Genomic DNA, 24589 nt, shown 5'->3' with positions numbered 1-24589 from the left:
TTTATTCCCCTCCATATAACCAGTCTTCTTCTATATATGACATATTAAAGAAATTACGTTCATGAATCGTACTCTGTAAAAAGCACATTTTTATTTCATGCTTTTCATCCACAGTACATGCTTCAGTTAGTTTATTCAAGAATTTGTCAAATACATCGACTAGTTCATCCATTTCAGTACTATAAAAGTCGAACCATTTTGCTAATATTGAATTTCTATTTAATTGCTTATCCTGTAAAGCACGTTGAGCAATCGCTTGATAGACGTATGGACAAGGTGCCATAGCAGCAATTGTATATGCGGCATTTTCTTTTGCATACGCATTAAAATACATGTGTTTAATGTAATGATCACCACTTGGTGGCCATACCTTTTCGCTTACAATATTATCATAATTTTCTCCAACATATTCAGCTAATATTTCATGTGCTTCTACTTCACCTTCAACAATAAACTGAATTTGTTCCACTAAAAATTTCACGTCTTCTAGTTTATTCACTTTTGGAATAAGCAATGCATATATATTTGCAAATTCCTTTAAATATGATGCGTCAGCACGCAAGTAAAATTTCGTTGCATCAATGGGTAAATCTCCTTGCAACATCCCTTGAATAAATGGATCATTATAAATATCATCTATGATATGTTGAGACTCTTTTTTTAAAGCTTCTGAAAATAACAAATGGTTTCCTCCTATAAATAAAAACTACATTCCAACTAGGAATGTAGTTAATTAATAGAAAGGTATAGCAATTTAACTATAATTAAACTACTTTCCTACGTTGGTATTAACCAAATCAGGTTGTAAGGGTCTGACTTAAATCATCTCAGCCTAAAGGCTCCCCTAGTAGATTTTATATATTGTATTTATTTAAAACATATCAAAGTACGCTAGCTATTGCAATAAAATGGTTTATATAAAGCCGTGAACATTGAAGTCTATTTCGCTAAAATGTTCTTGTTGAATTAATCCATTTCTTACAGGAAATCCAATTATTTTTAACTTTATAAAATACAACAGCTTATAATCTAAACGATAAAAAAGCCCATGACATTTATTTATGTCATGGACTTCTAAAAATTAAAATTCATTTCATTACTGTTATATTATGCAGTAACCCATTGTGAAGCGCCAACTTCATCATATAATTTTTGTGCTGCAGCGTCTTGTACTGCTTCTGGTGCATTAGCAGCTGGTTGACCTTGATATTCAGATGGTGCTACTGAATCCCATGTACTTTGTAAGAATTGGAACTTACCTGAAGCACCTGATGATGGGTTTGTAGCATGAATATCGCCACCTGATTCACGTTGTGCGATTTGTTGTAAGTGTGCATTCACGCCTGATGAACCTTCTGAAGCTTCACTTGAGCTTGATTCGTTTGAACTAGCAGAAGATTGTGAAGTTGCTTCTTGTTGTGGTTGTTGTGTAGTTTCTTGTTGAGGTGCAGCTTCTTGTGCTGGTTGTTCTGATCCAGCTTGAGTTGGTTGAGCTTGCTCTTCTTGTACATTATTATTTGTAGTTTGCTCTACTGACGTATTTGACCCTTCACCTGAAGCATCACCGTAGTTCCAGCTGAAGTTTTCACCGTCTGAAGTAAAGTTAAAGTCTTTGTTATTGTATGTGAAATTAATATCATACGCACCTTCTTGAACTGGTGCTTCATTTAATGATTCTGGATTAGTTAGTGCTTGTTGCGCTAATTGAGCTTTGTCGACACCTTGTTCAGAAGCGTCAGCAGAATTTCCTGCTGCAAAGCCTGTTACTCCAAGTCCGACTGCTAAAGTTGATGCGATTACTGTTTTTTTCATTGTAAAAAAGTCCTCCTATAAGGTAAATAAGTTATTTATGATTAATTTGCAAGTACAACTATAACATTCATAAAACCATTGTAGGTTACAGTGAAGTGAAAAAATCTATAGTTTCTTTACGATTAAATTACATATAAATATATTTTGAAATTAATTTTTTTCTGTTTAAATACTACTGTGAAAGTTTTTTGGAATATACCCTCGTTATACTATATGTAATAATATTGTAATTTATCTGATTATTCTGTGTAATCAAGATGTTTTATACAATTTTCCATCTTCTCTCAAAGCTTTTTAAATTTAAAAAGCTACCCCTCTATGACGCTTACATTAAGAGGGATAGCCTGAAGAAGTATAATTGATAGTAGGATTTAATGTATATAGATTTGGGTGGGTTAATTTTGAGGTAGGTTTAAATTGGGAGTATTATACAATTTCGTATATATCATTATCTCGTAAAGTTATTTCTTTATTTGAATTATGAACTTGCTCTATAGGGAATATTTCACGTAATTCATTAACTTCATCTTTGTTTCTTGGAGACATAAATTTAATAGTTTCAATAAAAAGTTCTGATACAAAATGCATCTGCCCTTCTTTTTCATATTTTCTTGATTGCATTCGACCAGTGATTCCCACTAGTGATCCTTTATTTAAATATAGTTCGATATTATTAGCTATTTTACCAACAGCCTTACAATATAAATAATCACAGATGGTGTTTTGTTCTTGATCTCTATAATTTCTTGTTATTGCTACACACATTGTAGCTAACTTACTCCCCTCCTTTTCGTAAATTTTAGGGTCTTTGGTTAATCTCCCTACTATGACAATGTTGTTAATCATATGTCACCTCCTTTATAACTTTATACTAATCATTTTCAAATTACAGGTCAAAATGCATTAATGCTAGAATTTAAAAGTGAATTCACACTAAATTCTACAAAATTCACCTCTACTATTTAAAATTACGTTATAATGATTGTATAAATGAAATAATTGTAGAATTTAAATTTATTAAATGGATGTGAGAACGATGAAATCATTTAAAGCTGTTCGATTTCAAATCGTATCAGAAAGTGGTGGCGTTACTGAATACGAATTAGAAGATGGCGTTATAATTAATAAAGAAAATAGCGGCACTGGCTGGTTATTAGAAATTGTTATATCCGATTTTCATTATGAGACAATGAAAGCTTATATGGAAGATGAAACGTTATTAGATATACGTGTTGTTATTACTCGTCCTGCAAATGATCCAGCGCTCTTTGATGCAACTATTAAAAATATCAGTAGGCTAGAACATTCCATTTCTGTCGTTTTTGAATGTCATATTTATACACTTAGACAAGTTTATGCCGAAAGCTTATTAGAGCAGTTAATTGATGAAGGATTAACCGGTGAAGAATTGAAGAAATCATTTAATCGAATGATGCAATCGAAGCCACGTCTAAAAGATGAAAAATTAGAAAAATAAAAAACCTCAAGGCTGGTGTGTAATACACCTAAACCTTGAGATTTTTTTATTTAGCTTGAATGGCAAATGTTAATTCACAACTACAAGCCAATTGACCATCTACTGTAGCCTTAGCGTTACCTTTACCAATAGGTCCACGCATTTTTGTAATTTCAACTTCTAATCTTAATGTATCACCGGGAGTTACTTGTTTCTTAAATCTACATTTATCTATACCGGCAAATAGTGCTAATTTTCCTTTGTTCTCTTCGCTATTTAAGATAGCTACAGCACCTGTTTGAGCTAGGGCTTCTGTTATCAACACACCAGGCATAACCGCATAATCAGGAAAATGGCCTTGGAAAAATGGTTCATTTCCAGAAACTTGTTTAATTGCGACGCAACGTTCGCCCGCTTCGTATTCAACAACTCGATCGATTAATAAAAAAGGTTGTCTATGTGGTATAATTTCTTTTATTTCATTATAATCAAAAATTGTTTCCATTATTTATTTCCTCCAAATCTTCTTCCGTTGCAATTCATAAATTACCGTAACCTAAATTTAAACGTCTATACGTCTGATATCTGCGCCTAAAGCATTTAACTTACCATGCAAATCAACATAACCTCTGTCTAAATGTTTTAATTCTGTAACTTGGGTTTTGCCATCTGCTACTAAACCAGCTAAAATCAATGCAGCTGCAGCACGTAAGTCTGTTGCTTTTACTTGTGCTCCTTGCAACTCACTTTTTCCTTCTATTTTAGCGCTTCTACCTTCAACTGTAATTTTAGCGTTCATACGCTTAAACTCGCCTACATGCATAAATCTATTTTCAAATACAGTTTCAGTAACTACTTTATGCCCTTCAGCTGTAAGTAATAACGCCATCATTTGAGATTGCATATCAGTAGGAAAGCCAGGATGTGGTAATGTTTTGATATCTACTGGTTTCAATTCATCTTCAACAGTCACTCGAATCGCATCATCTTGATAGTCTAAATTAACACCCATTTCCTCTAATTTATATACCAAGCTTGTCATATGCTCTTTAATCGCGCCATTAACTAAAACGTCACCACGAGTAATTGCACCAGCAATTAACAATGTACCGGCTTCAATTCTATCAGGAATAATCGCATGTTCAACACCATGTAACTCATCTACACCATGTATGATAATTGTGTCTGTTCCTGCGCCAGTAACATTTCCTCCCATTTCATTTATGTAATTAGCTAAATCAACGATTTCAGGTTCACGAGCAACATTTTCTAATACTGTTTTACCTTCTGCTAAAGATGCTGCCATGATTATATTTTGTGTAGCACCTACACTAGGAAAATCTAAATGGATTGTGGTACCTTTTAGTCCATTTTTAGTGCTAGCATAAATAAAACCACCATCCATATGAATGTCTGCACCTAATTCTTGGAAACCTTTAATATGTTGTTCGATGGGTCTAGAACCAATCGCACATCCACCTGGTAATGCAACTTTTGCATGGCCTAAACGTGCTAATAAAGGCCCCATAACAAGAATACTTGCTCTCATTTTACTCACATATTCATATGGTGCTTCTTCATTTAGTTGCTTTGTTGCATCAACTGTAACAGCTTCTTCTTCTTTGTTATAAGAAACATCTGCATTTAGCGTTGAAATAACATTATTAATTGTCTCCACATCACTTAATGCGGGTACATTCATAAGTTTACTAACGCCTTTTGATGCTAATAACGAAGCAGTTAATACTGGTAATACAGCATTTTTTGCACCTGAAACTTTGACTTCACCAGTTAATCTACTTCCACCGTTGATTTCTATCATATCCATCTTAAATCCTCCACTTAACTACTTATATATTTCGTTTTAATTTTTTACCATTAAGTACTTCTTATTAATTATATCTATAATTCAAAAAAATATACAAGTATTTGAATTATTGTGCTAAATATTTTATTTGTGTTGAAAATTGTAGCAAATCCACAATAAAATTACTTACGGCAGTACCTAGTAAAACTGCTAAGAAAATCATACAAATTTGAACTTGCAAAGGAAATCCTTTTTTAAAAAACTGTTCTAACCTCACTGCGTTTAATGCCCAATAAGCAATACAAATACAAATAACATGTAAGATGAGATGTACAATTGAAAATTGTCCTAAATATTCCATGAGTCATGCTCCTCGCTTTACACTGTTCATTTATTTTAACTGAAAAATGAACGAAATGATACTTTAGAACTATACTATCTATGGTATCCTCACTACTTATATGGTACCTTTTCCCCTTTTCAAATACGATATTCATATTCTTTTCAAAAGAAAGTGTCCCATAACGAGCGTAGTTCACTACAACTATTATTTAAAATTAATGAAGTTAATTATTAATTTTAACCAGAATAACAACAACTACTTGTTATTAAGACGCATTGTTTCAATAACAACATAAAAAAACTGTCGACAAAGCCAGTGACTTTATCGACAGTTTAAGACATTTCTACTTAAGAAACTTTAACAAATAATTTATTGTAAATTAGCAACACGAATACGGTTATTCGCACGATCTAAAGCACGTTTAGCTCTATTAATATCGCTACTATCTTCTTCATCATTCAAATGAGATTCTGCTCTAGATTTTGCTAATTCTGCTCTAGCAACATCTATTTCTTTCGCAGGTTCTGAAGTTTGTACAATAATTGATAATTTATCTTGTCTTACTTCAACAAAACCTTCACTCACTGCAATATATTCTGAACCACCGTCAAAATTTATTTTGACATAGCCAATTTCAAGTGCTGCAACAGTTGGTATATGTCCATACATGACACCAATCTCACCTGCAGTAGTTTGTAATACTGCAAGATTAACATCTTCTCGGTCGTAAACAGAACCATTAGGAGTGACAATATTTAGGCTTAATGTGTTCATTATCCATACCTCCTAATTTTTAAACTTCAACACCCATATCTTTAGCTTTGGCAACTACTTCTTCCATACTACCTACAAGACGGAATGCATCTTCTGGAATATGGTCATATTCGCCATCTAAAATTGCTTTGAAGCCTTCTACAGTTTTTTGAACAGGTACATATGATCCTTTTTGACCAGTAAATTGTTCAGCTACGTGGAAGTTTTGCGATAAGAAGAACTGAATACGACGTGCACGTTCAACTGTTTGTTTATCTTCTTCTGATAATTCATCCATACCTAAAATAGCAATGATATCTTGTAGTTCTCTATATTTTTGTAATGTAGATTGTACATCACGTGCTATTTCATAATGATCTTGCCCAACAATCGTTGGATCAAGTGCTCTTGAAGTAGATGCTAACGGATCAACTGCAGGGTAAATACCCATTTCAGTTAATTTACGCTCTAAGTTTGTAGTTGCATCTAAGTGAGCAAATACTGCAGCTGGCGCTGGGTCAGTATAGTCATCGGCTGGTACGAATACTGCTTGTATAGAAGTAACCGAACCTTTTGTAGTTGATGTGATACGTTCTTGTAACTGCCCCATTTCAGTGGCAAGTGTTGGTTGGTAACCAACGGCTGAAGGCATACGTCCTAATAATGCTGATACTTCTGAACCAGCTTGTGTAAATCTGAAAATGTTATCAATAAATAGTAAAACATCTTGGCCTTGTTCATCACGGAAATGTTCTGCCATTGTTAAACCTGATAAAGCAACACGCATACGCGCACCAGGTGGCTCGTTCATTTGACCAAACACCATGGCTGTTTTCTTAATAACACCACTGTCGCTCATTTCATAGTATAAGTCATTACCTTCACGTGTACGTTCACCTACACCAGCAAATACTGAAATACCACCATGTTCTTGAGCGATATTGTTAATTAATTCTTGAATTAATACCGTTTTACCTACACCAGCTCCACCGAATAAACCGATTTTACCACCTTTAATGTATGGTGCAAGTAAATCAATTACTTTGATTCCTGTCTCTAAAATTTCAACTTTCGTTGATAATTGGTCGAAAGCAGGTGATTCTCTATGAATTGGATCACGTTTAACGGAACTTTCAAGTTTTTCATCTAAATCAATTGTATCACCTAAAACGTTAAATACACGTCCAAGGGTAGCATCACCAACTGGTACGCTAATACTGCTACCACTATCTCGAACTTCTGTACCACGTTTAACACCATCAGTTGAATCCATTGCAATCGTACGAACTACATCGTCGCCTAATTGTAACGCGACTTCTAATGTAAGAGAAACAGTACCTTCATCTCTTTCTACATCAAGTACTAAGGCATTGTTAATTTCTGGAACTTCATTGTGCTCAAAGCGAACATCAATTACTGGACCCATAACTTGTGTTACACGGCCTAATCCCATGTTTTTTTCCTCCTTTAAAAATTATTCAAGCGCTACTGAACCACCAACAATTTCAGTGATTTGTTGAGTTATTGCTGCTTGTCTTGCTCTGTTATATTGTATTGATAAATCATCAATAATTTCTGACGCATTATCAGATGCATTTTTCATTGCAGTCATACGTGTAGCATGTTCACTTGCTTTTGCATCTAAAATTGTTCCATATATTAAACTCTCTACATATTGAGGTAAAATAACGCTTAATATCGCTTCTTTATCTGGTTCAAATTCATATGAAGACATTTGACCATGTCCTAAACTAGAATCTTCAGGAGACAATGGAAGCACAGTTTTAGTTGAAGGTGTATTTTCTAATACACTAACGAAATGACTAAAATAAATTTTAACCTCATCAACAGCTTCTTCGCTATACAAATCAATCGCTTTTTTAGCAATCGCCTGCACTTCTTTAAATGAAGGTTGATCTGGTACATCTATAAGTGATTCATGAATTTCGTATCCCTTATTTTTAAGGAAATCCACACCTGTTTGTCCTAAGACTAAGATTGAGTATTCATCCTTACTAGCATGTTTACTCTCTATATCTTTCACTAGGTGTTTGAGTACGTTTGCGTTATAGGCGCCGGCAAGCCCTTTATCACTTGTAATCACTAAGTAGCCACTTTTCTTCACTTCACGTTGTTGTAACATTGGATGATGTGAATTTTTATCAGCACCAGCTACTGCAGTAATAGCATCTTGCATTTTTTCCATATAAGGTCTGAATTGTTTTGTATTACTTTCAGCACGACGCAATTTTGAACTTGATACCATGTTCATTGCTTTCGTAATCTGCTTCATTTTTTTGGTTGATTTTATACGTGTATCAATCTCTTTAAGAGATCCCATTATCTCACCACCTTTTATTTAACTTTAACTACTACGCTTCTGAATTACTGAAACTTTTTTTAAATTCGTTAATTGCAGATTCAAACGCGTCATCTTTAGGAAGCGCACCTGAAGTTCTGATTTCATTTAATAATTCAGTCGCATTAGATTTAGCCCATTGGTTTAGCTCGTCTTCAAAACGTGTAATATCTTCAACAGGAACATCATCTAAATAACCTTTAGTTAAAGCATAAATAATTAAAACTTGGTTTTCTACAGGTAGTGGTTTGTTCTTATCTTGTTTCAAGATTTCAACCGTACGTTTACCACGCTCTAATTTCTGAGCAGTGAACTCATCTAAATCAGAACCAAACTGAGCGAATGACTCTAATTCACGATAAGATGCTAAATCTAGACGTAATGTACCGGCAACTTTTTTCATTGCTTTAATTTGAGCTGAACCACCAACACGTGATACGGATTGTCCGGCGTTAATAGCGGGTCTTACACCAGAGAAGAATAAATCTGATTGCAAGAAGATTTGTCCGTCAGTAATTGAAATTACGTTTGTTGGTACGTATGCTGCAATATCGCCAGCTTGTGTTTCAATAATTGGTAAAGCGGTGATAGAACCTCCGCCTAAATCATCATTTAATTTAGCAGCTCTCTCTAGTAGTCTACTGTGTAAGTAGAATACGTCACCTGGATAAGCTTCACGACCTGGTGGTCTACGTAATAATAATGATAATTCACGATAAGCGGCAGCTTGTTTTGTTAAGTCATCGTAAACGATTAATACATCTTTACCAGCAAACATGAATTCCTCAGCCATAGCAACACCAGCGTATGGCGCTATGTAAAGCATTGGAGCTGGATCTGCTGCTGAAGCAGACACGATAATTGTATAATCTAATGCGCCTTCTTGGCGTAATTTTTCAACGTTAGCACGAACAGTCGAATCTTTTTGTCCGATTGCAACGTAGATACAGATTGTATCCTGGTCAGCTTGGTTTAGAATTGTATCGATTGCGACTGTTGTTTTACCAGTTTGACGGTCACCAATAATCAATTCACGTTGCCCACGACCAATTGGTACAAGCGCATCAATCGCTTTAATACCTGTTTGTAGTGGTTCATCAACGGATTTACGATCCATTACACCAGTTGCTTTCTTCTCTACAGGGCGTGTTTTAGTAGTATTGATTGGACCTTGTCCATCGATAGCTTGACCTAGTGGATTAACCACACGGCCGATTAATTCATCACCTACAGGTACTTCCATAATACGTCCAGTACGTTTTACTTCGTCCCCTTCTTTGATATCAGCGTATGGTCCTAAAATAACGACACCTACATTTGATTCTTCTAAGTTTTGTGCTAGTCCTAGAACGCCACTTTTGAACTCTATTAGCTCACCAGCCATAACATCATTTAATCCGTGGATTAAAGCAATGCCATCGCCAATTTGTAGAACTGTACCTACATCAGTAACTGCCATTTCCGACTCATAATTTTCTATTTGTGAGCGAAGTAATGCACTGATTTCTTCAGCTTTAATGGCCATCTATGTCACTCCTTCTATTTTTATTTCACTCTTGTAAATTGCTTTTCTAATTGCGCAAGATCATTTTTCAAACTTGCATCCATCACTTTAGTACCTACTTTCACTCTGATACCACCGATAAGTTCTGGATTAATTTTATTAGTAATCATTGTTTTAGAAAGTTTTGTACGTGCTTTTATAATTTCTTCTATACGTGACACTTCTTCTTCAGAGAGTTCATATACTGATTCGATAACAGCATAGTCTTGATTGTGAAGTTCGTTGTATAAAGTTTCAAATTCTGTGTATATTTCATGAATATAACCAAGGTGACGATTACTAGCTAGTATCATCAACATGTTTTGCATAAACTGGTTAGCATGTCCAAAAACAATATTTACAAAGCGATGACGTTGGTCAACATCTTTTTGTGGATCTCTATCCAATTCATGTAACTTCTTTATTTCAGATTGAACTGCTGTATCAATAGTTGAAAATTCTTCATACATTGCGTCAAGGATGTCTGCATCTTTAGCAGTATCAAATAATGCTTTGGCATATTTTTTTGCTATTTTAGCCATTACTTATCGCCTGCCTCTTTAATGTACTTTTCAACTAATGCTTTTTGATCTTTTTCTGAAATTTCTTTTTGAAGTACTTTCGATGCAATTAATACTGAAAGCTCAGAAACTTGATTATTAATATCCGCAATTGCACGTTCTTTCTCGCTGTTAATTTCATTTTGTGCTGTTTCAATCATACCATTTGCTCTGATATTCGCTTCATGAATAATTTCTTCATGTTGTTTACGTGCTTGAACTTTAGAGTCTTCTAAAATTCTTTGAACCTCATCTTGCGTTTCTTTTAGTGTTTGTTTATTTTGTTCTTCTAACTTTTGCGCATTTAGCTTGGCTTGTTCGGCATCATCAATATCTTTATTGATATCATGTTCACGTTTATCCATTACTTCTTTTAATGGACCCCATGCGAATTTTTTCAATAAAAGTAACAGGATACCGAAAGTTATACAGGTAACTATGATAGTACCCCATTGAACACCGCTGCCTCCAGCTGCACCAAGTACGAACATATTTGTCGTAGCAGTCACTTACATAGACACTCCTTTCATTCATTATCATCATAAGACATATTTATAAAAACGAACGGCGAAAGTCACAGTGACCTCGCCTTAATAGCTGTTTGAATTATAGTGACATGAAAGCGATAACTACACCAATGATAGGTAATGCTTCAACTAAACCAATACCAATAAACATAATACCCATTAATTGTCCGCGTGCTTCTGGTTGACGTGCTACACCTTCTACTGTTCTTGAAACGATAAGACCGTTACCAATACCTGCACCTAATGCTGATAAACCGATTGCGATTGCTGCTGCGATTAAATTCATTTATAAAATCCTCCTAATTTTTTCTTTTAATTTTATTTAATGACTGTCCTGAACTTTATGGGACATATAAACCATTGAAAGCATTACAAAAATGTATGCTTGAATTGTTCCTATGAATATTGAAAAACCTTGCCAAACTACTAGTCCAGGTAATCCAATGATCCATCCCCAGGCAGGGAAACTAAATACTAAACCTGACAATAATCCAAGTAATAACTCACCTGCAAATATATTACCGTACAAACGTAAACCAAGTGTTAACGTTGAAGTGAATTCTTCAAAGATGTTAATCGGTAATAAGAAGATAGGTTTGGTATAGTTTTGGAAATAGCCTTTAGTACCTGTCATCTTCACACCATAATAATGAGTCAACAGGATGACCAATGTTGATAGTGTTAATGTTACTGTGGCATCAGCTGTTGGTGATTTCCACCACAGTGTATGGCCCGAAATTAATTGAAATGGTAGCCCTAGCATATTACTTACAAATATGAAAAATATCAATGTAACAGCTAAGAAATGGAATTGTCCGCCCTTGGACCAAGCCATGTTACTTTCAATAATTCCTCGTACAAAGTCAAAAACCCACTCGATAAAATTTTGCTTACCAGTTGGACGCTTCTTGAGGTTGCGTGTACAAATAATAGCTATGACAAAAACAATAACCGATGTAATAATCAACATCAAAATTGATGATAGGTTAAACACGATGTCTATACCGAATACATCCCAACTGACAAGAGGGTCTTTATGCTTCATGCTTTCTCACCTCTTTCATAATTAAATTTATTTCTTGTGTATAAATGGTTTGAAAACAATCAAAACATACGAAATCATTAAACCAATGACTACACCAATGATATTAATTTGATCCTTATAAAAATACCAAATACAACACGAAAGTATCACTATTAAATATCTCCAAACGTTGCCCGTTGATATATGTATATTATCTTTTTCTTTTGCTTTCTCTAAATAATATTCGAAAGTAAAGGTGTTAATAAGTGATCCGAGTGTACCTATTATAAGTCCCAAAACAAATGATGAGTATGTGAAAATAAACACAATTAATAGCACAATTATACCATAAAAATAGTATTTAATGTAACTATTAAAAAAGATGTTGAAACGTTTCATGACTGTGCCTCGCTTCGTCTTTTTCGTTCAATTATGAAAACCATTTCAATCATACAATTTTAATAATAATATAGGGTAGTTAACGTGTCAATTCTATTCAAAATGTAGTTTAATTTTTTACATAGTTGTCACAAAAATGACACATTAACACCTTTTATTATTTGAATGATTCTGGCTTATTAGAAATTATATGAAAATAATACTTAATATTCTCACATATTCGTAATGATGCATTACCATCACCATAAGGGTTGCGGGCACTACTCATCGTTTCATATACTTGTTGATTTTCAAGTAATTGTTTTGTAGCCTCAAATATTGTTTGTTCATTTGTGCCTACTATTTTAAGTGTGCCGGCTTCTACACCTTCTGGTCTTTCAGTCGTATCTCTTAAAACTAAAACTGGCTTACCTAATGATGGCGCTTCTTCTTGTACTCCCCCAGAATCAGTTAAAATTAAATACGCTTGGTGGGCAAAATTATGGAAATCAACCACTTCCAATGGTTCGACTAATTCTATACGGTTATGCCCTGATAAATAAATACCTGCAATTTCTCGTACTTGAGGATTTTTATGCATAGGATAAACAACAACCACATCTTCATAAGTATCTACAATATCTCTTACAGCTTTAAAAATATGTGACATAGGTTCACCAATATTTTCGCGTCTATGCGCAGTCAATAAGATGATACGTTTACCTTTATGCTTTGAAATAATATCAGATTGATAATTTTCGTGAATTGTTGTCTTCATTGCATCAATCGCTGTGTTACCAGTTACTACTATAGAATCCAGTGGTTTGTTTTCTGCAATAAGGTTATTCGCAGCATTATTAGTAGGGGCGAAGTTTAAATCTGCCATTACTCCTACCATTTGCCGGTTCATTTCTTCAGGAAACGGCGCATATTTATCCCATGTACGTAATCCGGCCTCAACATGACCAATAGGTACTTGGTTATATAAAGCCGCTAAACTTCCAGCAAAAGTTGTCATGGTATCACCATGAACCAATATCATATCTGGTTTCACTTCTTGGATGACATGTTCTAACCTTTGTAAAATACGAGATGTAATCTCTGATAAAGATTGCCCTTGCTTCATAATATTCAAGTCATAATCAGGCGTGATATGAAAGCTTTCCAATACTGAGTCAAGCATTTCTCTATGTTGAGCAGTAACTACCACAATCGGTTCTAGCTCATCATCATTTTTCAGTGCTTGTACAAGAGGCGCCATTTTTACTGCTTCAGGACGGGTCCCAAATACAGCCATTATTTTTTTCATTTTATTCCACTCCTAGGCGAAACTATTTTGTACCGAATAAACGGTCTCCTGCATCACCTAAGCCTGGTGTTATATAAGCATGTTCATCTAATTTTTCGTCTAATGCTGCGATGAAAATGTCTACATCTTCGTGAGCTTCTTGTAATTTTTCTACACCTTCAGGCGCTGCAATTAAACACATAAAACGAATATTTTTTGCTCCACGTTTTTTAAGTGAATTAATTGCTTCTATAGCTGATGCTCCAGTTGCTAACATCGGGTCAACAACTACAATTTCTCTCTCCTCGATGTCTTGCGGTAATTTTACAAAGTATTCTACCGCTTCAAGTGTTTCAGGATCTCTATAAAGTCCCACATGCCCAATTCTAGCTGCTGGCACCAAGTTCAATATACCTTGAGTCATACCTAAACCAGCTCTTAAAATTGGTACGAAAGCTAATTTTTTGCCTGTTAAACGTTTAGCTATCATTTTAGTAACAGGTGTCTCTATTTCTACATCTTGTAATTCTAAATCTCTTGTTACTTCGTATGCCATTAACATACCAACTTCATCTACTAACTCTCTAAATTCTTTAGTCCCAGTATGTACGTCTCGAATGTAACTTAATTTGTGTTGAATAAGTGGGTGGTCAAAAACATGTACTTTGCCCATAATTTATTTCCTCCAATTTTAGTTATATAAAGGATGTTTATTTGTTAAAGCTTTAACTCTTTCTTTTCCTTCTTCTAACGCTTTTTCATTTTCTGGATCTTTTAAAACTAAGCTAATGATTTTTGCTACTTCTTCAAAAGCAGTTTCATCAAATCCACGTGTCGTTGCTGCAGGTGTACCTAAACGAACTCCACTTGTCACAAATGGTTTTTCTTGGTCAAATGGAATTGTATTTTTATTACATGTAATACCTATAGCGTCTAATGTTTCTTCAGCAACTTTACCAGTTATGCCTACTGAACCTTTGACATCTACAGAGACGAGATGATTATCAGTACCACCTGAAACAACTCTAAATCCTTCGTCAGTCAATGTATTTGCTAAAGTCTTAGCATTGTTAATTACTTGCTGTTGATACGCTTTAAAATCGTCTTGCAATGCTTCACCAAATGCCACAGCTTTGGCAGCAATAACGTGTTCTAAAGGACCACCTTGAATTCCTGGGAAGATTGTTTTATCGATTTGCTTTTTATATTCTTCTTTACATAAAATCATTCCACCACGAGGTCCGCGTAATGTTTTATGAGTTGTAGTCGTTACAAAATCAGCATGTTCTACAGGATTTGGATGTAAACCAACTGCTACTAAACCTGCAATATGAGCCATATCTACCATTAATTTTGCGCCTATTTCATCTGCTATTTCTTTAAAACGTTTAAAATCAATTGTTCTTGAATACGCAGAAGCACCTGCAACGATTAATTTAGGTTGATGTTCTTTGGCTACTCTTAATACTTCATCATAGTCAATTTGTTCATTTTCTTCGTCTACACCATATTCAACAAAGTTGTAAAATTGACCACTAAAGTTAACAGGCGCGCCGTGTGTTAAGTGTCCACCATGGCTTAAATTCATACCTAATACAGTATCACCGTGTTCTAATGCTACGAGATAAACAGCCATATTTGCTTGAGAACCTGAGTGTGGTTGAACGTTAACATGCTCTGCACCAAATAATTTTTTGGCGCGATCAATTGCTAAAGCTTCTGAAACGTCCACAAATTCACAACCACCATAGTATCTTCTGTTTGGGTAGCCTTCAGCATATTTGTTAGTTAATACTGAACCTTGCGCTTCCATAACTGCTTCTGACACGAAGTTTTCTGAAGCAATCAGCTCGATATTGTTATTTTGACGGTTAAATTCATTTTGAATCACTTCATATATTTCCTTATCTTGCTCTTGAATAAATGACATTTGGTAATTCCCTCGTTTCTGTATTAGTTGTATTTTGCTCTTTCGCCACCAATTTTTTTTGGTCTTGAAGAAGCGATTGTAACAATTGCTTCACCAATTTGCTTGATACTTGTACGCTCTGGAATAGCTACATGTTTAATATGCATTCCAATCAAAGTCTGTCCGATATCGATACCTTTAGGTACAGAAATATGCTCAACAACCATTGGATCAACCATATGTTGATACGCATAAGTTGCTAAGCTTCCACCAGCATGAATATCTGGCACAACTGTAACTTCTTCCATTGTATAAGGGTTAAAGTTTGATTTCTCAATGGTCACTGCACGATTAATATGTTCACAACCTTGGAATACAAACGACACGCCAGTTTCATTTTCAATTTCTTTTAATGCTTCAAATATTTCTTCAGCAATCTCCATTGATCCAATACTACCGATACGTTCACCAATTACTTCTGACGTAGAACAACCAATAACGCATAATTCATCATCTTTAAAGAATGATTGTGCTTTTAACTCGTTTAACAGTAACTTTAAGTCTTCCATTCTTCCACCCCTTTTAAATAAGTTGAATAAAAGTATGTAAATACGAAGGTGCTTTAACAACATACAAAATTGACTGACAGCAAATTTGCTACACGTTATCATTATAACGTATTTATGAACGCTCTCATACTCATTTCACAAATTTAATTTTTTTATATTTTATTTTTTAAACTATCTATCAGTATATTTAATTCATTATATATTTTAATATACTCATCTTTATTACCACCAAACGGGTCTGAGACTTCGCCATGTATTTCAGCGTATTCGTTTAATGTAAATACATTTGCTGTACCATGACCCATTTGTTGAATAACTAATTTATGTGACTGACTCATCGTCAAAATCAAATCTGCATTTAAATCTTCATGCGTAAATGACATCGCATGCTCTGGCACAGGAAGCCCTTTTTCTTCTATTATATTTAATGAATGTTTAGAGATAGGTTGACCATCCATAGCATAAATACCTCTTGATACTATAGTATGATTAGGGAATTTTGCTTTTGCTATACTTTCTGCTAAGGGGCTTCTACATGTATTGCCTGTACATACAAAAACAATTCTCATAATTCGTCTCCTTTTACAACATTTTGGTTAGCTGCTTTCATCATTCTATTCATAATCGCAGTAGTATTATCATTCAATGAAAAACTAAAGATATAGGCATGCTCTATATCATAATCTTGGTCTAATCGATGTAATATATGATACAAGTTGTGATTTGCACCTTTAATATCATTTTCATCTTTACATAATGGTATAAATTTCGCTTGATCTGGAACAATTTCGCGATGACTTTGTGGAACTATAAAAGCAACCTTACTCCAATTTTCGTTTGATGAAGGTTTTGTATGAAAATTTTCTAATATTTTTATAGGTGTATCCGGTGAATAGTGTTTATATTTCATCCCCGGCGCAATTGGTTTATCAGTATTTAATGGTGTCTTTGTCACCACGCTGTTTGGTAACACTGCTTCAATCATAGATTTTGTAATTGATCCAGGTCTCGCTATTCTATATGGGTATTGTGTACAGTCTAAGACCGTACTTTCCAATCCTTCTTCACTTTGATCACCATTAACAATCCCATCTATACGACCATCTAAATCATGGTATACGTGGTCAAAGGTCGTTGGCGAAGGTCTACCACTTAAATTTGCACTAGGCGCAGCAATAGGAATATCTATTAATTGAAGTAACTGCCTACCTATAGGATGGCTAGGCATTCGCACAGCTATTGAATTTAATCCACCGCTTACACGATCACATAAATACCCTTTTCTTAGTGGTAAAATAAAGGATATAGGGCCTGGCCAGAAGGCATTCATCAATAGTTTAATTTCTTTTGTTAACTCGTCAGTAAATGCCTTTAATTGATCGAGCTCATGTATATGAACAATTAACGGATTATCCGAAGGCCTACCTTTAGCTTCATAAATTTTTTCAATCGCTTGATTATTACGTGCATCTCCACCTAATCCATAAACAGTTTCAGTTGGAATTGCGATCAATCCGCCTTTTTCAAAAATTGATTTTATATCTTCAATTCCATCATAAGAAGTTAAGTTGCGTTCATATTGACGTAAATCCCATATATGCGTTTTCATTTAGGCACATCCTTTCATGTTATTATTCATTTTAAAGCAAAATAAAAAGTTATGCACTTTCATGATTATTCATGTTCAGTGCATAACTTTTTTACCATACGAAAGCAACTATGCGATCGTTATTATTAATGTCTTTTATAATTTGAACATCTAATGTTGGATATTTAGTGATAATCTTTTCTTTTAATTTGGTACCTTGTGCAAACCCTATTTCAAATACTACTTTGGCATTTGGTAGCAATACTTCTGGTAATTGATCCAAAATTGCATCGTATACTTTGTAACCATTATCTGCTGCAAATAGTGCAGAATGTGGTTCGTATTTCAGCACGGTGTCTTCCATCATCACTGCTTCCTTATCATCAATATACGGTGGGTTAGAAATTAACCCATTCACTTTTATACCCTGAGCTATAAGTGGTTTTAAACCGTCTCCTTGCAAGAATTTAATCTCAACTTGATGTTGCTGAGCATTTGTCTCAGCTACTGTTAGTGCGTTTTCATATAAATCCGTTGCATACACATCGAGTGTGCTATCTAGCTTTTTAAGTACAATTGGAATATTACCGCTTCCTGTACCTATATCTACTACAGTGTCACCTTTTTCGAGCTGATGATAAAAATGTAACATAACTTCTTCTGTTTCAGGCCTAGGAATCAAACAGTTTTTGTTTACATTAAAAATTTCACCATAAAAAGTTTGTTTACCCGTAATGTACTGTATTGGTTCACCATTTAGCATCCTATGTTCAGCTTTAGCAAATGTTTTTAAATGTGATGCTGACATTTCATCATTCATGTGCATTAAATAATCTGCCTTAGACCATTCAAACAAATCAAGCATCAACCATTCAGCTCGAGCCGTCTCAATATGTTGTTCGACACACTTTTCTTTAGCGTTGTTTAAAACAGTTTTATAATTCACCATTGTTAAGTTCTTTCAGTTTATCAGTTTGTTCAGCTAATGTTAAAGCATCAATAATTTCATCCAATTTACCTTCCATAATTTGATCTAACTTTTGTAATGTCAAACCAATTCTGTGGTCAGTTACACGACTTTGAGGATAATTATATGTTCTAATACGTTCTGAACGATCTCCTGTACCGACTGCAGATTTACGTTGTGCTGCATATTTTTGCTGTTCTTCTTGCAGTTTCATATCAAATAAACGTGCTTTTAAAACTTTTAATGCTTTTTCACGGTTTTGAATTTGAGATTTTTCTGATGAAGTCGCAATAATACCAGTTGGAATGTGTGTAATACGTACTGCTGAATCTGTCGTATTAACGTGCTGTCCACCTGCACCACTAGAACGATAAGTATCAATTTTCAAGTCTTCATTACGCACTTCAATTTCTACATCTTCTACTTCTGGTAGAACAGCCACAGTAGCTGTTGAAGTATGAATACGGCCACCAGATTCTGTTTCTGGGACACGTTGCACACGGTGTGCGCCATTCTCGTATTTTAATTTACTAAATGCACCACTACCAGAAACTGAGAAACTAATTTCTTTATACCCGCCATGATCACTCTCTGTAATTTCTACGATATCTGTCTTATAATTGAGCGCTTCAGCGTATTTAGAGTACATTCTAAATAAATCGCCTGCAAAAATAGCAGCTTCATCTCCACCTGCAGCAGCACGAATTTCTACGATAACATCTTTCTCATCATTAGGGTCTTTAGGAATCAGTAAAAATTTAAGTTCTTCTTCTAATTTAGGAACTTTATTTTGGAGCGTCTGATGCTCTTCTTTTAGCATTTCAATTTCTTCACTATCTTTTGTATCGCGTAACATTTCTTCAACTTCTGTTAAATCTTCTTTTGTTTGTTTATAGTCGCGATATACTTCTACTGTTTTTTGTAAATCTGCTTGTTCTTTTGAATAATTACGTAAATTATCTGGGTTGCTCACTACATCTGGATCACTTAATAATTCATTTAATTGTTCGTATCTCTCTTCTACAATATCTAATTGATCAAACACTACATTTCCTCCTTCTCATCATTACTCGGTGCGACAATGTGATGTGCCCTACATCTTGGTTCGTAACTTTCATTGGCACCAACTAATATAACTGGATCATCTATTTTGGCTGGGTTACCATCTATTAACCTTTGTGTACGACTTGAAGATGCACCACAAACTGCGCAAACAGCTTGTAATTTTGTTACATCTTCACTCACTGCTAATAACTCTGGTATTGGTTCAAAAGGTTCGCCTCTAAAATCCATATCTAATCCAGCCGTAATAACTCTATGTCCTTTTTCAGCTAATTGCTCAGCTATATGCACAATACCATTTTCAAAAAATTGTACTTCATCTATACCGATTACATCTACATCTGATAAATCGTGTTTAAAAATCTCTGCTGCTGTTGATATATTAATTGCTTCTATCGCGTTACCATTATGAGAAACAATTTTGTCTTTATGATAACGGTCATCTATAGCTGGTTTAAATACAACTACTTTTTGTTTAGCATAAAGACCACGTCTTAATCGACGTATTAGCTCTTCGGATTTACCACTAAACATACTTCCAGTAATACATTCAATCCACCCGGAATGATAAGTTTCATACATTATGCGTTCCACCTTTTTCAAAACATAATCGGTTTATTATATCATATTTTTTAAGTTAAAATATGATATATCTTCAAGTTATTGCGTTTAATTATGTCTGAGTTTCTTTAATACCGTCTTGCCATTATGTCATTTTTAATTAAAATTTATGTAAAAGTAAAAAAGCATTCTCATAAAATGAGAATGCTTTAAAACAACAATTATTCGTTGCTTGATTTGAATCCGAATTTTTTGTTGAAACGTTCCACACGACCATCCGCAGCAGCGAATTTTTGACGTCCTGTATAGAATGGGTGTGAATCAGATGAAATGTCTAAACGAATAACTGGGTATTCATTACCATCTTCCCATGTCATAGTTTCTGATGAAGATTTAGTTGAACCACTTAGGAATTTAAAATCCGTAGTAGTATCTAAAAAGATAACCTTATGATATTCAGGATGAATATTTTGTCTCATTACTTTTCAGCTCCTTTGCCCTGAACCATCTGGCACAGAGTTTTTTGTGAGTTTTTACCCAATACTTGATAATTATAATGGCTTTAAATATAAAACGCAACCCTAAATCAAATATTGCTTTCTTATATACCAAATTATTTCAGATTAAATAATTGGTTTACCTGTTTTAGTGCTTTCTTTAGCAGCTTTTTGCAACTGCTCAAAGAATTCTTTGTTATTTTCTGTACGCTTCAATTTACGTACAAATCTTTCTGTAAAATCTGTAGAATCTGTGAACATATTACGCAATTGCCATAATGACTCAAGTTCTTTTGGATCTATAAGTAATTCTTCTTTACGAGTAGAACTACGACCTATATCGATTGCTGGGAACACACGACGTTCAGCTAACTTACGATCTAGATGTAATTCCATATTTCCCGTTCCTTTAAATTCCTCATAAATCATATCATCCATTCGAGACCCAGTATCTACTAAAGCAGTAGCTAATATAGTCATACTACCACCTGCTTCGATGTTTCTGGCAGCCCCAAAGAAAGCTTTAGGTTTGTGTAAGGATGCAGGGTCTAAACCACCGGACAGTGTGCGACCACTAGGCGGTATTACAAGATTATAAGCCCGAGCTAACCTTGTAATTGAATCCATTAATATGATCACATCTTTACCAATTTCTACTAGACGCTTTGCACGTTCTAATAATAATTCTGCAACTTTCACGTGATGTTGTGGTGGTTCATCAAATGTAGAATGTACTACTTCTGCAGATTCAACTGATCTTTCTAAATCTGTAACCTCTTCAGGCCTTTCACCAACAAGTAACACAAATAGCTCTGCATCTGGCTTATTTATCGCAATTGCATTTGCAATTTCCTTGAGCAATGATGTTTTACCAGCTTTTGGCGGAGCAACAATTAAACCACGTTGCCCTAAACCAATAGGTGTCACTAAATCCATTATACGCGTAGAGAAGTTTTGTTTAGTTGTCTCTAATAAAATGCGCTCTTCAGGATATAACGGTGTCAATGCTTGGAAATGCGGACGCTTCTTAACTTCTTCTGCATTCTCACCATTTACGAAATCAACTTGTAATAAACCATAGTATTTTTCATTATCTTTAGGCTTTCTTACTTTACCAGTCACTTTATCCCCGCGTTTAATTTCAAAACGACGAATTTGACTAGCAGAAATATAAATATCTTTTTCACCTTTAGAATAATTAACTGTTCTTAGGAAACCATAACCATCCTGTTGGATATCATCTAAAATACCCTCCATATAATAATTTCCATCTTTTTCCATTTGTGCTTCCATAATGGCAAGAACAAGCTCTTTTTTATTCAATTTACTATAATTTGTTAGTTTTAGAGATTTTGCTTTTTGAGTGAGATCTTTTGTAGTGTAATTTTTGTACAATTCGTGGAACGATTCATACTGAGGTGATGTTCGTACTTTTTCAGGCATTATCTTGCACCCATTTCATAAATAAGTTTTTAAATAACGTAATAGCTACGCTACTTACTTTTATAACTATAGCAAATTTCCTTTTTAATTACAAAACGTATTTCAATTTTTAAAAATTATAAAAAAGATGAAGCATAAGTTATATGCCTCACCTTTAAACAATTTTACTTTTAAAATTTATTATTTATAGTAACCTGCAATAGATTTAACTTCTAGGAATTCTTCAATACCATAGTCTCCCCATTCACGACCAATACCTGATTGTTTATAGCCACCGAATGGTAAATCTGGCTTGCGTCCTGCTTCATTAATTTCAACTGTACCAGCTTCTAATGAACGTGCTATTTTGTGTAATGTGTCTTGATCTTTACCATACACATATGAAGCTAAACCATATTCTGTATCATTTGCGATTTTAATGGCTTCGTCTACATCGTTATAAGTGATAATTGACATTACTGGACCAAATATCTCTTCTCGAGCAATTGTCATATCATTATCAACATTATTAAAGATAGTTGGACGTGCAAAGTATCCTTTATCTAAACCTTCTGGTTTACCAGGTCCACCATAAAATAACTCTGCACCTTCTTCTACACCTTTATCAATGTATGATTGTACTTGGTCAAATTGTTTTTTACTAATGATAGGACCAACTTCAGTACCTTCTGCACGTGGGTCGCCTACTTTAACTTGACTGAATTTTTCTTTTACAGCAGTTAAAAATTCTTCTTTAATACTTTCAGGCACAAGAGTTCTAGTACCTGCTGTACATACTTGACCAGTATTTGTAACAACTTTGCCGGTTGCTGCGCTTGCTGCTTCATTTATATCTACATCATCTAAGATTATATATGGTGATTTACCACCTAATTCAAGTGATACTTTTTTGAAATCCTCCGCAGCTTTTTTCATAATGCTTGAGCCCGTTGGACCAGAACCAGTAAACGACATCATTCTAACCTTAGGATGTTCACTTAATGGATTTCCTACACCTTGGCCATCACCATTTACTAAATTAAACACACCCTTCGGTACGCCTACTTTATCAAAAATTTCAGCTAAAATAATTGCTGCAAACGGCGTCTCTTCAGATGGTTTTAAAACCACTGGACTACCTGCTGCAAATGCCGCTGATAATTTAAGAGATGTTTGGTTTGTTGGGAAGTTCCACGGTGTGATTAAACCAGCTACACCAATAGCTTCTTTGACAACTAGGTCGTCACCGCGACGTTCTTCAAATTCAAAATTATCTAACGCATCGCGTGCTGCTTCGAAATGATCTAATCCCATTTGATAATGAACATTTTCTGATACATCTAATGGCGCACCTAATTCATCAGTAATAGCTTCTATAAGATCTTCTTTTCTATTTTTATACTCTTGTACAATTTTATCTAATAGTTCTTTTCTTTCTTGAACTGAACTGTGTCTAAATTCAAAATACACATTTTCTGCTGCATCCACTGCTTTATCAACATCTTCTTTGTTACCTTTCGCGATAGTACCCGCTACTTCTTCTGTTGCAGGGTTGATTACTTCTATTGTTTCTCCGCTTGTACTTTCAACCCATTCACCGTTGATATATTGTTTAGTGAAATTTCTCATTATATATTCACTCCTTAAGTTATGTTGATAATTATATTCTAACCGAGATTGAAAATTTTTAAACATAACTGCTCATAACTACTAACTCATAAAAAAGCCTTAGACACCATATTGATGTCTAAGGCTCGAAATTATAAGGCACTTAGCTATTTGTTTTCAAGTTCTATATACTCTTGCGCCCATTCTTCCATCGGTACTAACGCTGCCGCTAAAGCATCACCTTTATCCGTGAGCTGATACAGAATATTCATTGGGCTTGTAGATACTATATTTTTCTCTACTAGACCCCATTCAGTAAGGTCTGTTAATTTAATACTAAGTGCACGTGGCGTTATCGTCTTCAAATCACGCTTCATATCAGAAAAGTGAGCAGATTTTTCCGTACATCTTGATAAATAATTAATAATAAGACCATTCCAGCTTCTACCTACAATTTTAAAGGTTTCTTCTAGATAAGGGCAAACCTCCATGGCCATCACCTCATTATTGATTTTATTCTAAAACACATATCACTAAATACACAATTTTCACTTAG

29 protein-coding genes and 1 riboswitch are annotated in these 24589 nt (G+C 34.5%); of the genes, 1 reads left to right on the top strand and 28 read right to left on the bottom strand.

Translation table 11 applies throughout. The features are described from left to right. Position 1: 1 nt before the first annotated feature. The 3 genes from tenA to J5E45_RS12615 form a co-directional block, all read right to left on the bottom strand. Complete coding sequence (gene tenA, locus J5E45_RS12625; RefSeq protein ID WP_039069055.1) at positions 2-682, bottom strand: thiaminase II; 681 nt, start codon at positions 680-682, stop codon at positions 2-4. A gap of 75 nt (positions 683-757) precedes the next feature. Beyond that, a riboswitch (TPP riboswitch) is annotated at positions 758-856 on the bottom strand. 251 nt (positions 857-1107) lie between these two features. Further along, on the bottom strand, positions 1108-1812 hold the full coding sequence (locus J5E45_RS12620; protein ID WP_039069056.1) for a transglycosylase family protein: 705 nt from the start codon (positions 1810-1812) through the stop codon (positions 1108-1110). 426 nt (positions 1813-2238) lie between these two features. Next, positions 2239-2658 (bottom strand): single-stranded DNA-binding protein, encoded by a 420-nt coding sequence (locus tag J5E45_RS12615; RefSeq protein ID WP_039069057.1) that lies wholly within the window; start codon positions 2656-2658, stop codon positions 2239-2241. A gap of 190 nt (positions 2659-2848) precedes the next feature. Here J5E45_RS12615 and J5E45_RS12610 point away from each other — a divergent pair, with 190 nt between their 5' ends. Next, positions 2849-3289 carry a YwpF-like family protein gene (locus J5E45_RS12610; protein ID WP_039069058.1) on the top strand — a complete coding sequence of 147 codons (441 nt, stop codon included), beginning with the start codon at positions 2849-2851 and terminating at the stop codon, positions 3287-3289. Positions 3290-3335: 46 nt separating this feature from the next. On the opposite strand, the gene fabZ is transcribed toward J5E45_RS12610, so the two are convergent. From fabZ to J5E45_RS12485, 25 genes are all read right to left on the bottom strand, one after another. Further along, positions 3336-3773, bottom strand: a complete 438-nt coding sequence (gene fabZ, locus J5E45_RS12605; RefSeq protein ID WP_039069059.1) for a 3-hydroxyacyl-ACP dehydratase FabZ — start codon at positions 3771-3773, stop codon at positions 3336-3338. Positions 3774-3830: 57 nt separating this feature from the next. Further along, a complete protein-coding gene (murA, locus tag J5E45_RS12600) occupies positions 3831-5096 on the bottom strand; it encodes a UDP-N-acetylglucosamine 1-carboxyvinyltransferase (protein ID WP_069793450.1) in 1266 nt (421 codons plus the stop codon). 106 nt (positions 5097-5202) lie between these two features. Further along, the gene (locus J5E45_RS12595) at positions 5203-5436 is read right to left on the bottom strand and encodes a DUF1146 family protein (protein ID WP_039069062.1); all 234 of its coding nucleotides are present in this window, start codon (positions 5434-5436) and stop codon (positions 5203-5205) included. A 351-nt stretch (positions 5437-5787) separates the two neighbouring features. After that, a complete protein-coding gene (locus tag J5E45_RS12590; RefSeq protein WP_208182303.1) occupies positions 5788-6192 on the bottom strand; it encodes a F0F1 ATP synthase subunit epsilon in 405 nt (134 codons plus the stop codon). A 19-nt stretch (positions 6193-6211) separates the two neighbouring features. Then, complete coding sequence (gene atpD / locus J5E45_RS12585) at positions 6212-7624, bottom strand: F0F1 ATP synthase subunit beta (RefSeq protein WP_069793449.1); 1413 nt, start codon at positions 7622-7624, stop codon at positions 6212-6214. A 21-nt stretch (positions 7625-7645) separates the two neighbouring features. Continuing rightward, entirely contained in the window at positions 7646-8512 is an 867-nt protein-coding gene (gene atpG / locus J5E45_RS12580; protein WP_069793448.1) for an ATP synthase F1 subunit gamma, read from the bottom strand. 31 nt (positions 8513-8543) lie between these two features. Next, positions 8544-10055 (bottom strand): F0F1 ATP synthase subunit alpha, encoded by a 1512-nt coding sequence (gene atpA, locus J5E45_RS12575; RefSeq protein WP_208182301.1) that lies wholly within the window; start codon positions 10053-10055, stop codon positions 8544-8546. A gap of 20 nt (positions 10056-10075) precedes the next feature. Beyond that, positions 10076-10615, bottom strand: a complete 540-nt coding sequence (locus J5E45_RS12570) for a F0F1 ATP synthase subunit delta (protein ID WP_039069066.1) — start codon at positions 10613-10615, stop codon at positions 10076-10078. Continuing rightward, complete coding sequence (locus tag J5E45_RS12565; protein ID WP_039069067.1) at positions 10615-11142, bottom strand: F0F1 ATP synthase subunit B; 528 nt, start codon at positions 11140-11142, stop codon at positions 10615-10617. The genes J5E45_RS12570 and J5E45_RS12565 overlap by 1 nt, the downstream gene beginning before the upstream one ends. Before the next feature lie 97 nt (positions 11143-11239). Next, on the bottom strand, positions 11240-11446 hold the full coding sequence (atpE, locus tag J5E45_RS12560; protein ID WP_002482721.1) for a F0F1 ATP synthase subunit C: 207 nt from the start codon (positions 11444-11446) through the stop codon (positions 11240-11242). Positions 11447-11482: 36 nt separating this feature from the next. Then, on the bottom strand, positions 11483-12205 hold the full coding sequence (gene atpB / locus J5E45_RS12555) for a F0F1 ATP synthase subunit A (RefSeq protein WP_017722088.1): 723 nt from the start codon (positions 12203-12205) through the stop codon (positions 11483-11485). A 27-nt stretch (positions 12206-12232) separates the two neighbouring features. Next, positions 12233-12583, bottom strand: coding sequence for an ATP synthase subunit I (locus J5E45_RS12550; RefSeq protein WP_080750309.1), 351 nt, complete (start codon positions 12581-12583; stop codon positions 12233-12235). 157 nt (positions 12584-12740) lie between these two features. Next, on the bottom strand, positions 12741-13871 hold the full coding sequence (gene wecB / locus J5E45_RS12545; RefSeq protein WP_039069068.1) for a non-hydrolyzing UDP-N-acetylglucosamine 2-epimerase: 1131 nt from the start codon (positions 13869-13871) through the stop codon (positions 12741-12743). A 22-nt stretch (positions 13872-13893) separates the two neighbouring features. Continuing rightward, positions 13894-14523: a uracil phosphoribosyltransferase gene (gene upp / locus J5E45_RS12540; RefSeq protein ID WP_017722086.1), complete on the bottom strand. Its 630-nt coding sequence runs from the start codon at positions 14521-14523 to the stop codon at positions 13894-13896. Between the two features lie 18 nt (positions 14524-14541). Further along, a complete protein-coding gene (gene glyA, locus J5E45_RS12535) occupies positions 14542-15780 on the bottom strand; it encodes a serine hydroxymethyltransferase (protein WP_039069069.1) in 1239 nt (412 codons plus the stop codon). 23 nt (positions 15781-15803) lie between these two features. Beyond that, positions 15804-16328, bottom strand: a complete 525-nt coding sequence (locus J5E45_RS12530) for a TIGR01440 family protein (protein WP_039069070.1) — start codon at positions 16326-16328, stop codon at positions 15804-15806. A 152-nt stretch (positions 16329-16480) separates the two neighbouring features. Next, positions 16481-16897: a low molecular weight protein arginine phosphatase gene (locus J5E45_RS12525; RefSeq protein ID WP_069793447.1), complete on the bottom strand. Its 417-nt coding sequence runs from the start codon at positions 16895-16897 to the stop codon at positions 16481-16483. Then, a complete protein-coding gene (locus J5E45_RS12520; RefSeq protein ID WP_039069072.1) occupies positions 16894-17937 on the bottom strand; it encodes an L-threonylcarbamoyladenylate synthase in 1044 nt (347 codons plus the stop codon). Before J5E45_RS12520 ends, J5E45_RS12525 begins: the two co-directional genes overlap by 4 nt. Before the next feature lie 91 nt (positions 17938-18028). Next, a complete protein-coding gene (prmC, locus tag J5E45_RS12515) occupies positions 18029-18865 on the bottom strand; it encodes a peptide chain release factor N(5)-glutamine methyltransferase (RefSeq protein WP_039069073.1) in 837 nt (278 codons plus the stop codon). Continuing rightward, positions 18852-19928 (bottom strand): peptide chain release factor 1, encoded by a 1077-nt coding sequence (gene prfA / locus J5E45_RS12510; protein ID WP_039069074.1) that lies wholly within the window; start codon positions 19926-19928, stop codon positions 18852-18854. Before prfA ends, prmC begins: the two co-directional genes overlap by 14 nt. Beyond that, on the bottom strand, positions 19928-20527 hold the full coding sequence (locus J5E45_RS12505; protein WP_039069076.1) for a thymidine kinase: 600 nt from the start codon (positions 20525-20527) through the stop codon (positions 19928-19930). Before J5E45_RS12505 ends, prfA begins: the two co-directional genes overlap by 1 nt. A gap of 200 nt (positions 20528-20727) precedes the next feature. Continuing rightward, positions 20728-20985 (bottom strand): type B 50S ribosomal protein L31, encoded by a 258-nt coding sequence (locus tag J5E45_RS12500; RefSeq protein WP_017722078.1) that lies wholly within the window; start codon positions 20983-20985, stop codon positions 20728-20730. A 144-nt stretch (positions 20986-21129) separates the two neighbouring features. Further along, positions 21130-22446 carry a transcription termination factor Rho gene (gene rho / locus J5E45_RS12495; RefSeq protein ID WP_039069078.1) on the bottom strand — a complete coding sequence of 439 codons (1317 nt, stop codon included), beginning with the start codon at positions 22444-22446 and terminating at the stop codon, positions 21130-21132. A gap of 180 nt (positions 22447-22626) precedes the next feature. Further along, the gene (locus tag J5E45_RS12490) at positions 22627-24054 is read right to left on the bottom strand and encodes an aldehyde dehydrogenase family protein (RefSeq protein WP_039069079.1); all 1428 of its coding nucleotides are present in this window, start codon (positions 24052-24054) and stop codon (positions 22627-22629) included. 146 nt (positions 24055-24200) lie between these two features. Next, positions 24201-24524, bottom strand: a complete 324-nt coding sequence (locus tag J5E45_RS12485; protein WP_039069080.1) for a winged helix-turn-helix transcriptional regulator — start codon at positions 24522-24524, stop codon at positions 24201-24203. Positions 24525-24589 lie beyond the last annotated feature (65 nt).

The organism is Staphylococcus shinii, from assembly GCF_017583065.1.
Lineage (GTDB): Bacteria > Bacillota > Bacilli > Staphylococcales > Staphylococcaceae > Staphylococcus > Staphylococcus shinii.
Note: the sequence above shows the minus strand (reverse complement) of the source record. Positions and strands in the feature narration are given on the sequence as shown.

Bases quoted from the DNA above. Each gene is read 5' to 3' on its own strand.
- J5E45_RS12530 (WP_039069070.1), bottom strand. From the start codon at position 16,328: ATGGAAGACTTAAAGTTACTGTTAAACGAGTTAAAAGCACAATCATTC.
- J5E45_RS12590 (WP_208182303.1), bottom strand. From the start codon at position 6,192: ATGAACACATTAAGCCTAAATATTGTCACTCCTAATGGTTCTGTTTAC.
- atpG (WP_069793448.1), bottom strand. From the start codon at position 8,512: ATGGGATCTCTTAAAGAGATTGATACACGTATAAAATCAACCAAAAAA.
- prmC (WP_039069073.1), bottom strand. From the start codon at position 18,865: ATGGTGAATTATAAAACTGTTTTAAACAACGCTAAAGAAAAGTGTGTC.
- atpE (WP_002482721.1), bottom strand. From the start codon at position 11,446: ATGAATTTAATCGCAGCAGCAATCGCAATCGGTTTATCAGCATTAGGT.
- J5E45_RS12570 (WP_039069066.1), bottom strand. From the start codon at position 10,615: ATGGCTAAAATAGCAAAAAAATATGCCAAAGCATTATTTGATACTGCT.
- atpA (WP_208182301.1), bottom strand. From the start codon at position 10,055: ATGGCCATTAAAGCTGAAGAAATCAGTGCATTACTTCGCTCACAAATA.
- J5E45_RS12610 (WP_039069058.1), top strand. From the start codon at position 2,849: ATGAAATCATTTAAAGCTGTTCGATTTCAAATCGTATCAGAAAGTGGT.
- rho (WP_039069078.1), bottom strand. From the start codon at position 22,446: ATGCCTGAAAAAGTACGAACATCACCTCAGTATGAATCGTTCCACGAA.
- murA (WP_069793450.1), bottom strand. From the start codon at position 5,096: ATGGATATGATAGAAATCAACGGTGGAAGTAGATTAACTGGTGAAGTC.
- J5E45_RS12520 (WP_039069072.1), bottom strand. From the start codon at position 17,937: ATGAAAACGCATATATGGGATTTACGTCAATATGAACGCAACTTAACT.
- J5E45_RS12490 (WP_039069079.1), bottom strand. From the start codon at position 24,054: ATGAGAAATTTCACTAAACAATATATCAACGGTGAATGGGTTGAAAGT.
- upp (WP_017722086.1), bottom strand. From the start codon at position 14,523: ATGGGCAAAGTACATGTTTTTGACCACCCACTTATTCAACACAAATTA.
- J5E45_RS12505 (WP_039069076.1), bottom strand. From the start codon at position 20,527: ATGTATGAAACTTATCATTCCGGGTGGATTGAATGTATTACTGGAAGT.
- J5E45_RS12485 (WP_039069080.1), bottom strand. From the start codon at position 24,524: ATGGAGGTTTGCCCTTATCTAGAAGAAACCTTTAAAATTGTAGGTAGA.
- J5E45_RS12550 (WP_080750309.1), bottom strand. From the start codon at position 12,583: ATGAAACGTTTCAACATCTTTTTTAATAGTTACATTAAATACTATTTT.
- J5E45_RS12525 (WP_069793447.1), bottom strand. From the start codon at position 16,897: ATGAGAATTGTTTTTGTATGTACAGGCAATACATGTAGAAGCCCCTTA.
- J5E45_RS12620 (WP_039069056.1), bottom strand. From the start codon at position 1,812: ATGAAAAAAACAGTAATCGCATCAACTTTAGCAGTCGGACTTGGAGTA.
- glyA (WP_039069069.1), bottom strand. From the start codon at position 15,780: ATGTCATTTATTCAAGAGCAAGATAAGGAAATATATGAAGTGATTCAA.
- J5E45_RS12500 (WP_017722078.1), bottom strand. From the start codon at position 20,985: ATGAGACAAAATATTCATCCTGAATATCATAAGGTTATCTTTTTAGAT.
- atpB (WP_017722088.1), bottom strand. From the start codon at position 12,205: ATGAAGCATAAAGACCCTCTTGTCAGTTGGGATGTATTCGGTATAGAC.
- fabZ (WP_039069059.1), bottom strand. From the start codon at position 3,773: ATGGAAACAATTTTTGATTATAATGAAATAAAAGAAATTATACCACAT.
- wecB (WP_039069068.1), bottom strand. From the start codon at position 13,871: ATGAAAAAAATAATGGCTGTATTTGGGACCCGTCCTGAAGCAGTAAAA.
- atpD (WP_069793449.1), bottom strand. From the start codon at position 7,624: ATGGGATTAGGCCGTGTAACACAAGTTATGGGTCCAGTAATTGATGTT.
- J5E45_RS12615 (WP_039069057.1), bottom strand. From the start codon at position 2,658: ATGATTAACAACATTGTCATAGTAGGGAGATTAACCAAAGACCCTAAA.
- J5E45_RS12595 (WP_039069062.1), bottom strand. From the start codon at position 5,436: ATGGAATATTTAGGACAATTTTCAATTGTACATCTCATCTTACATGTT.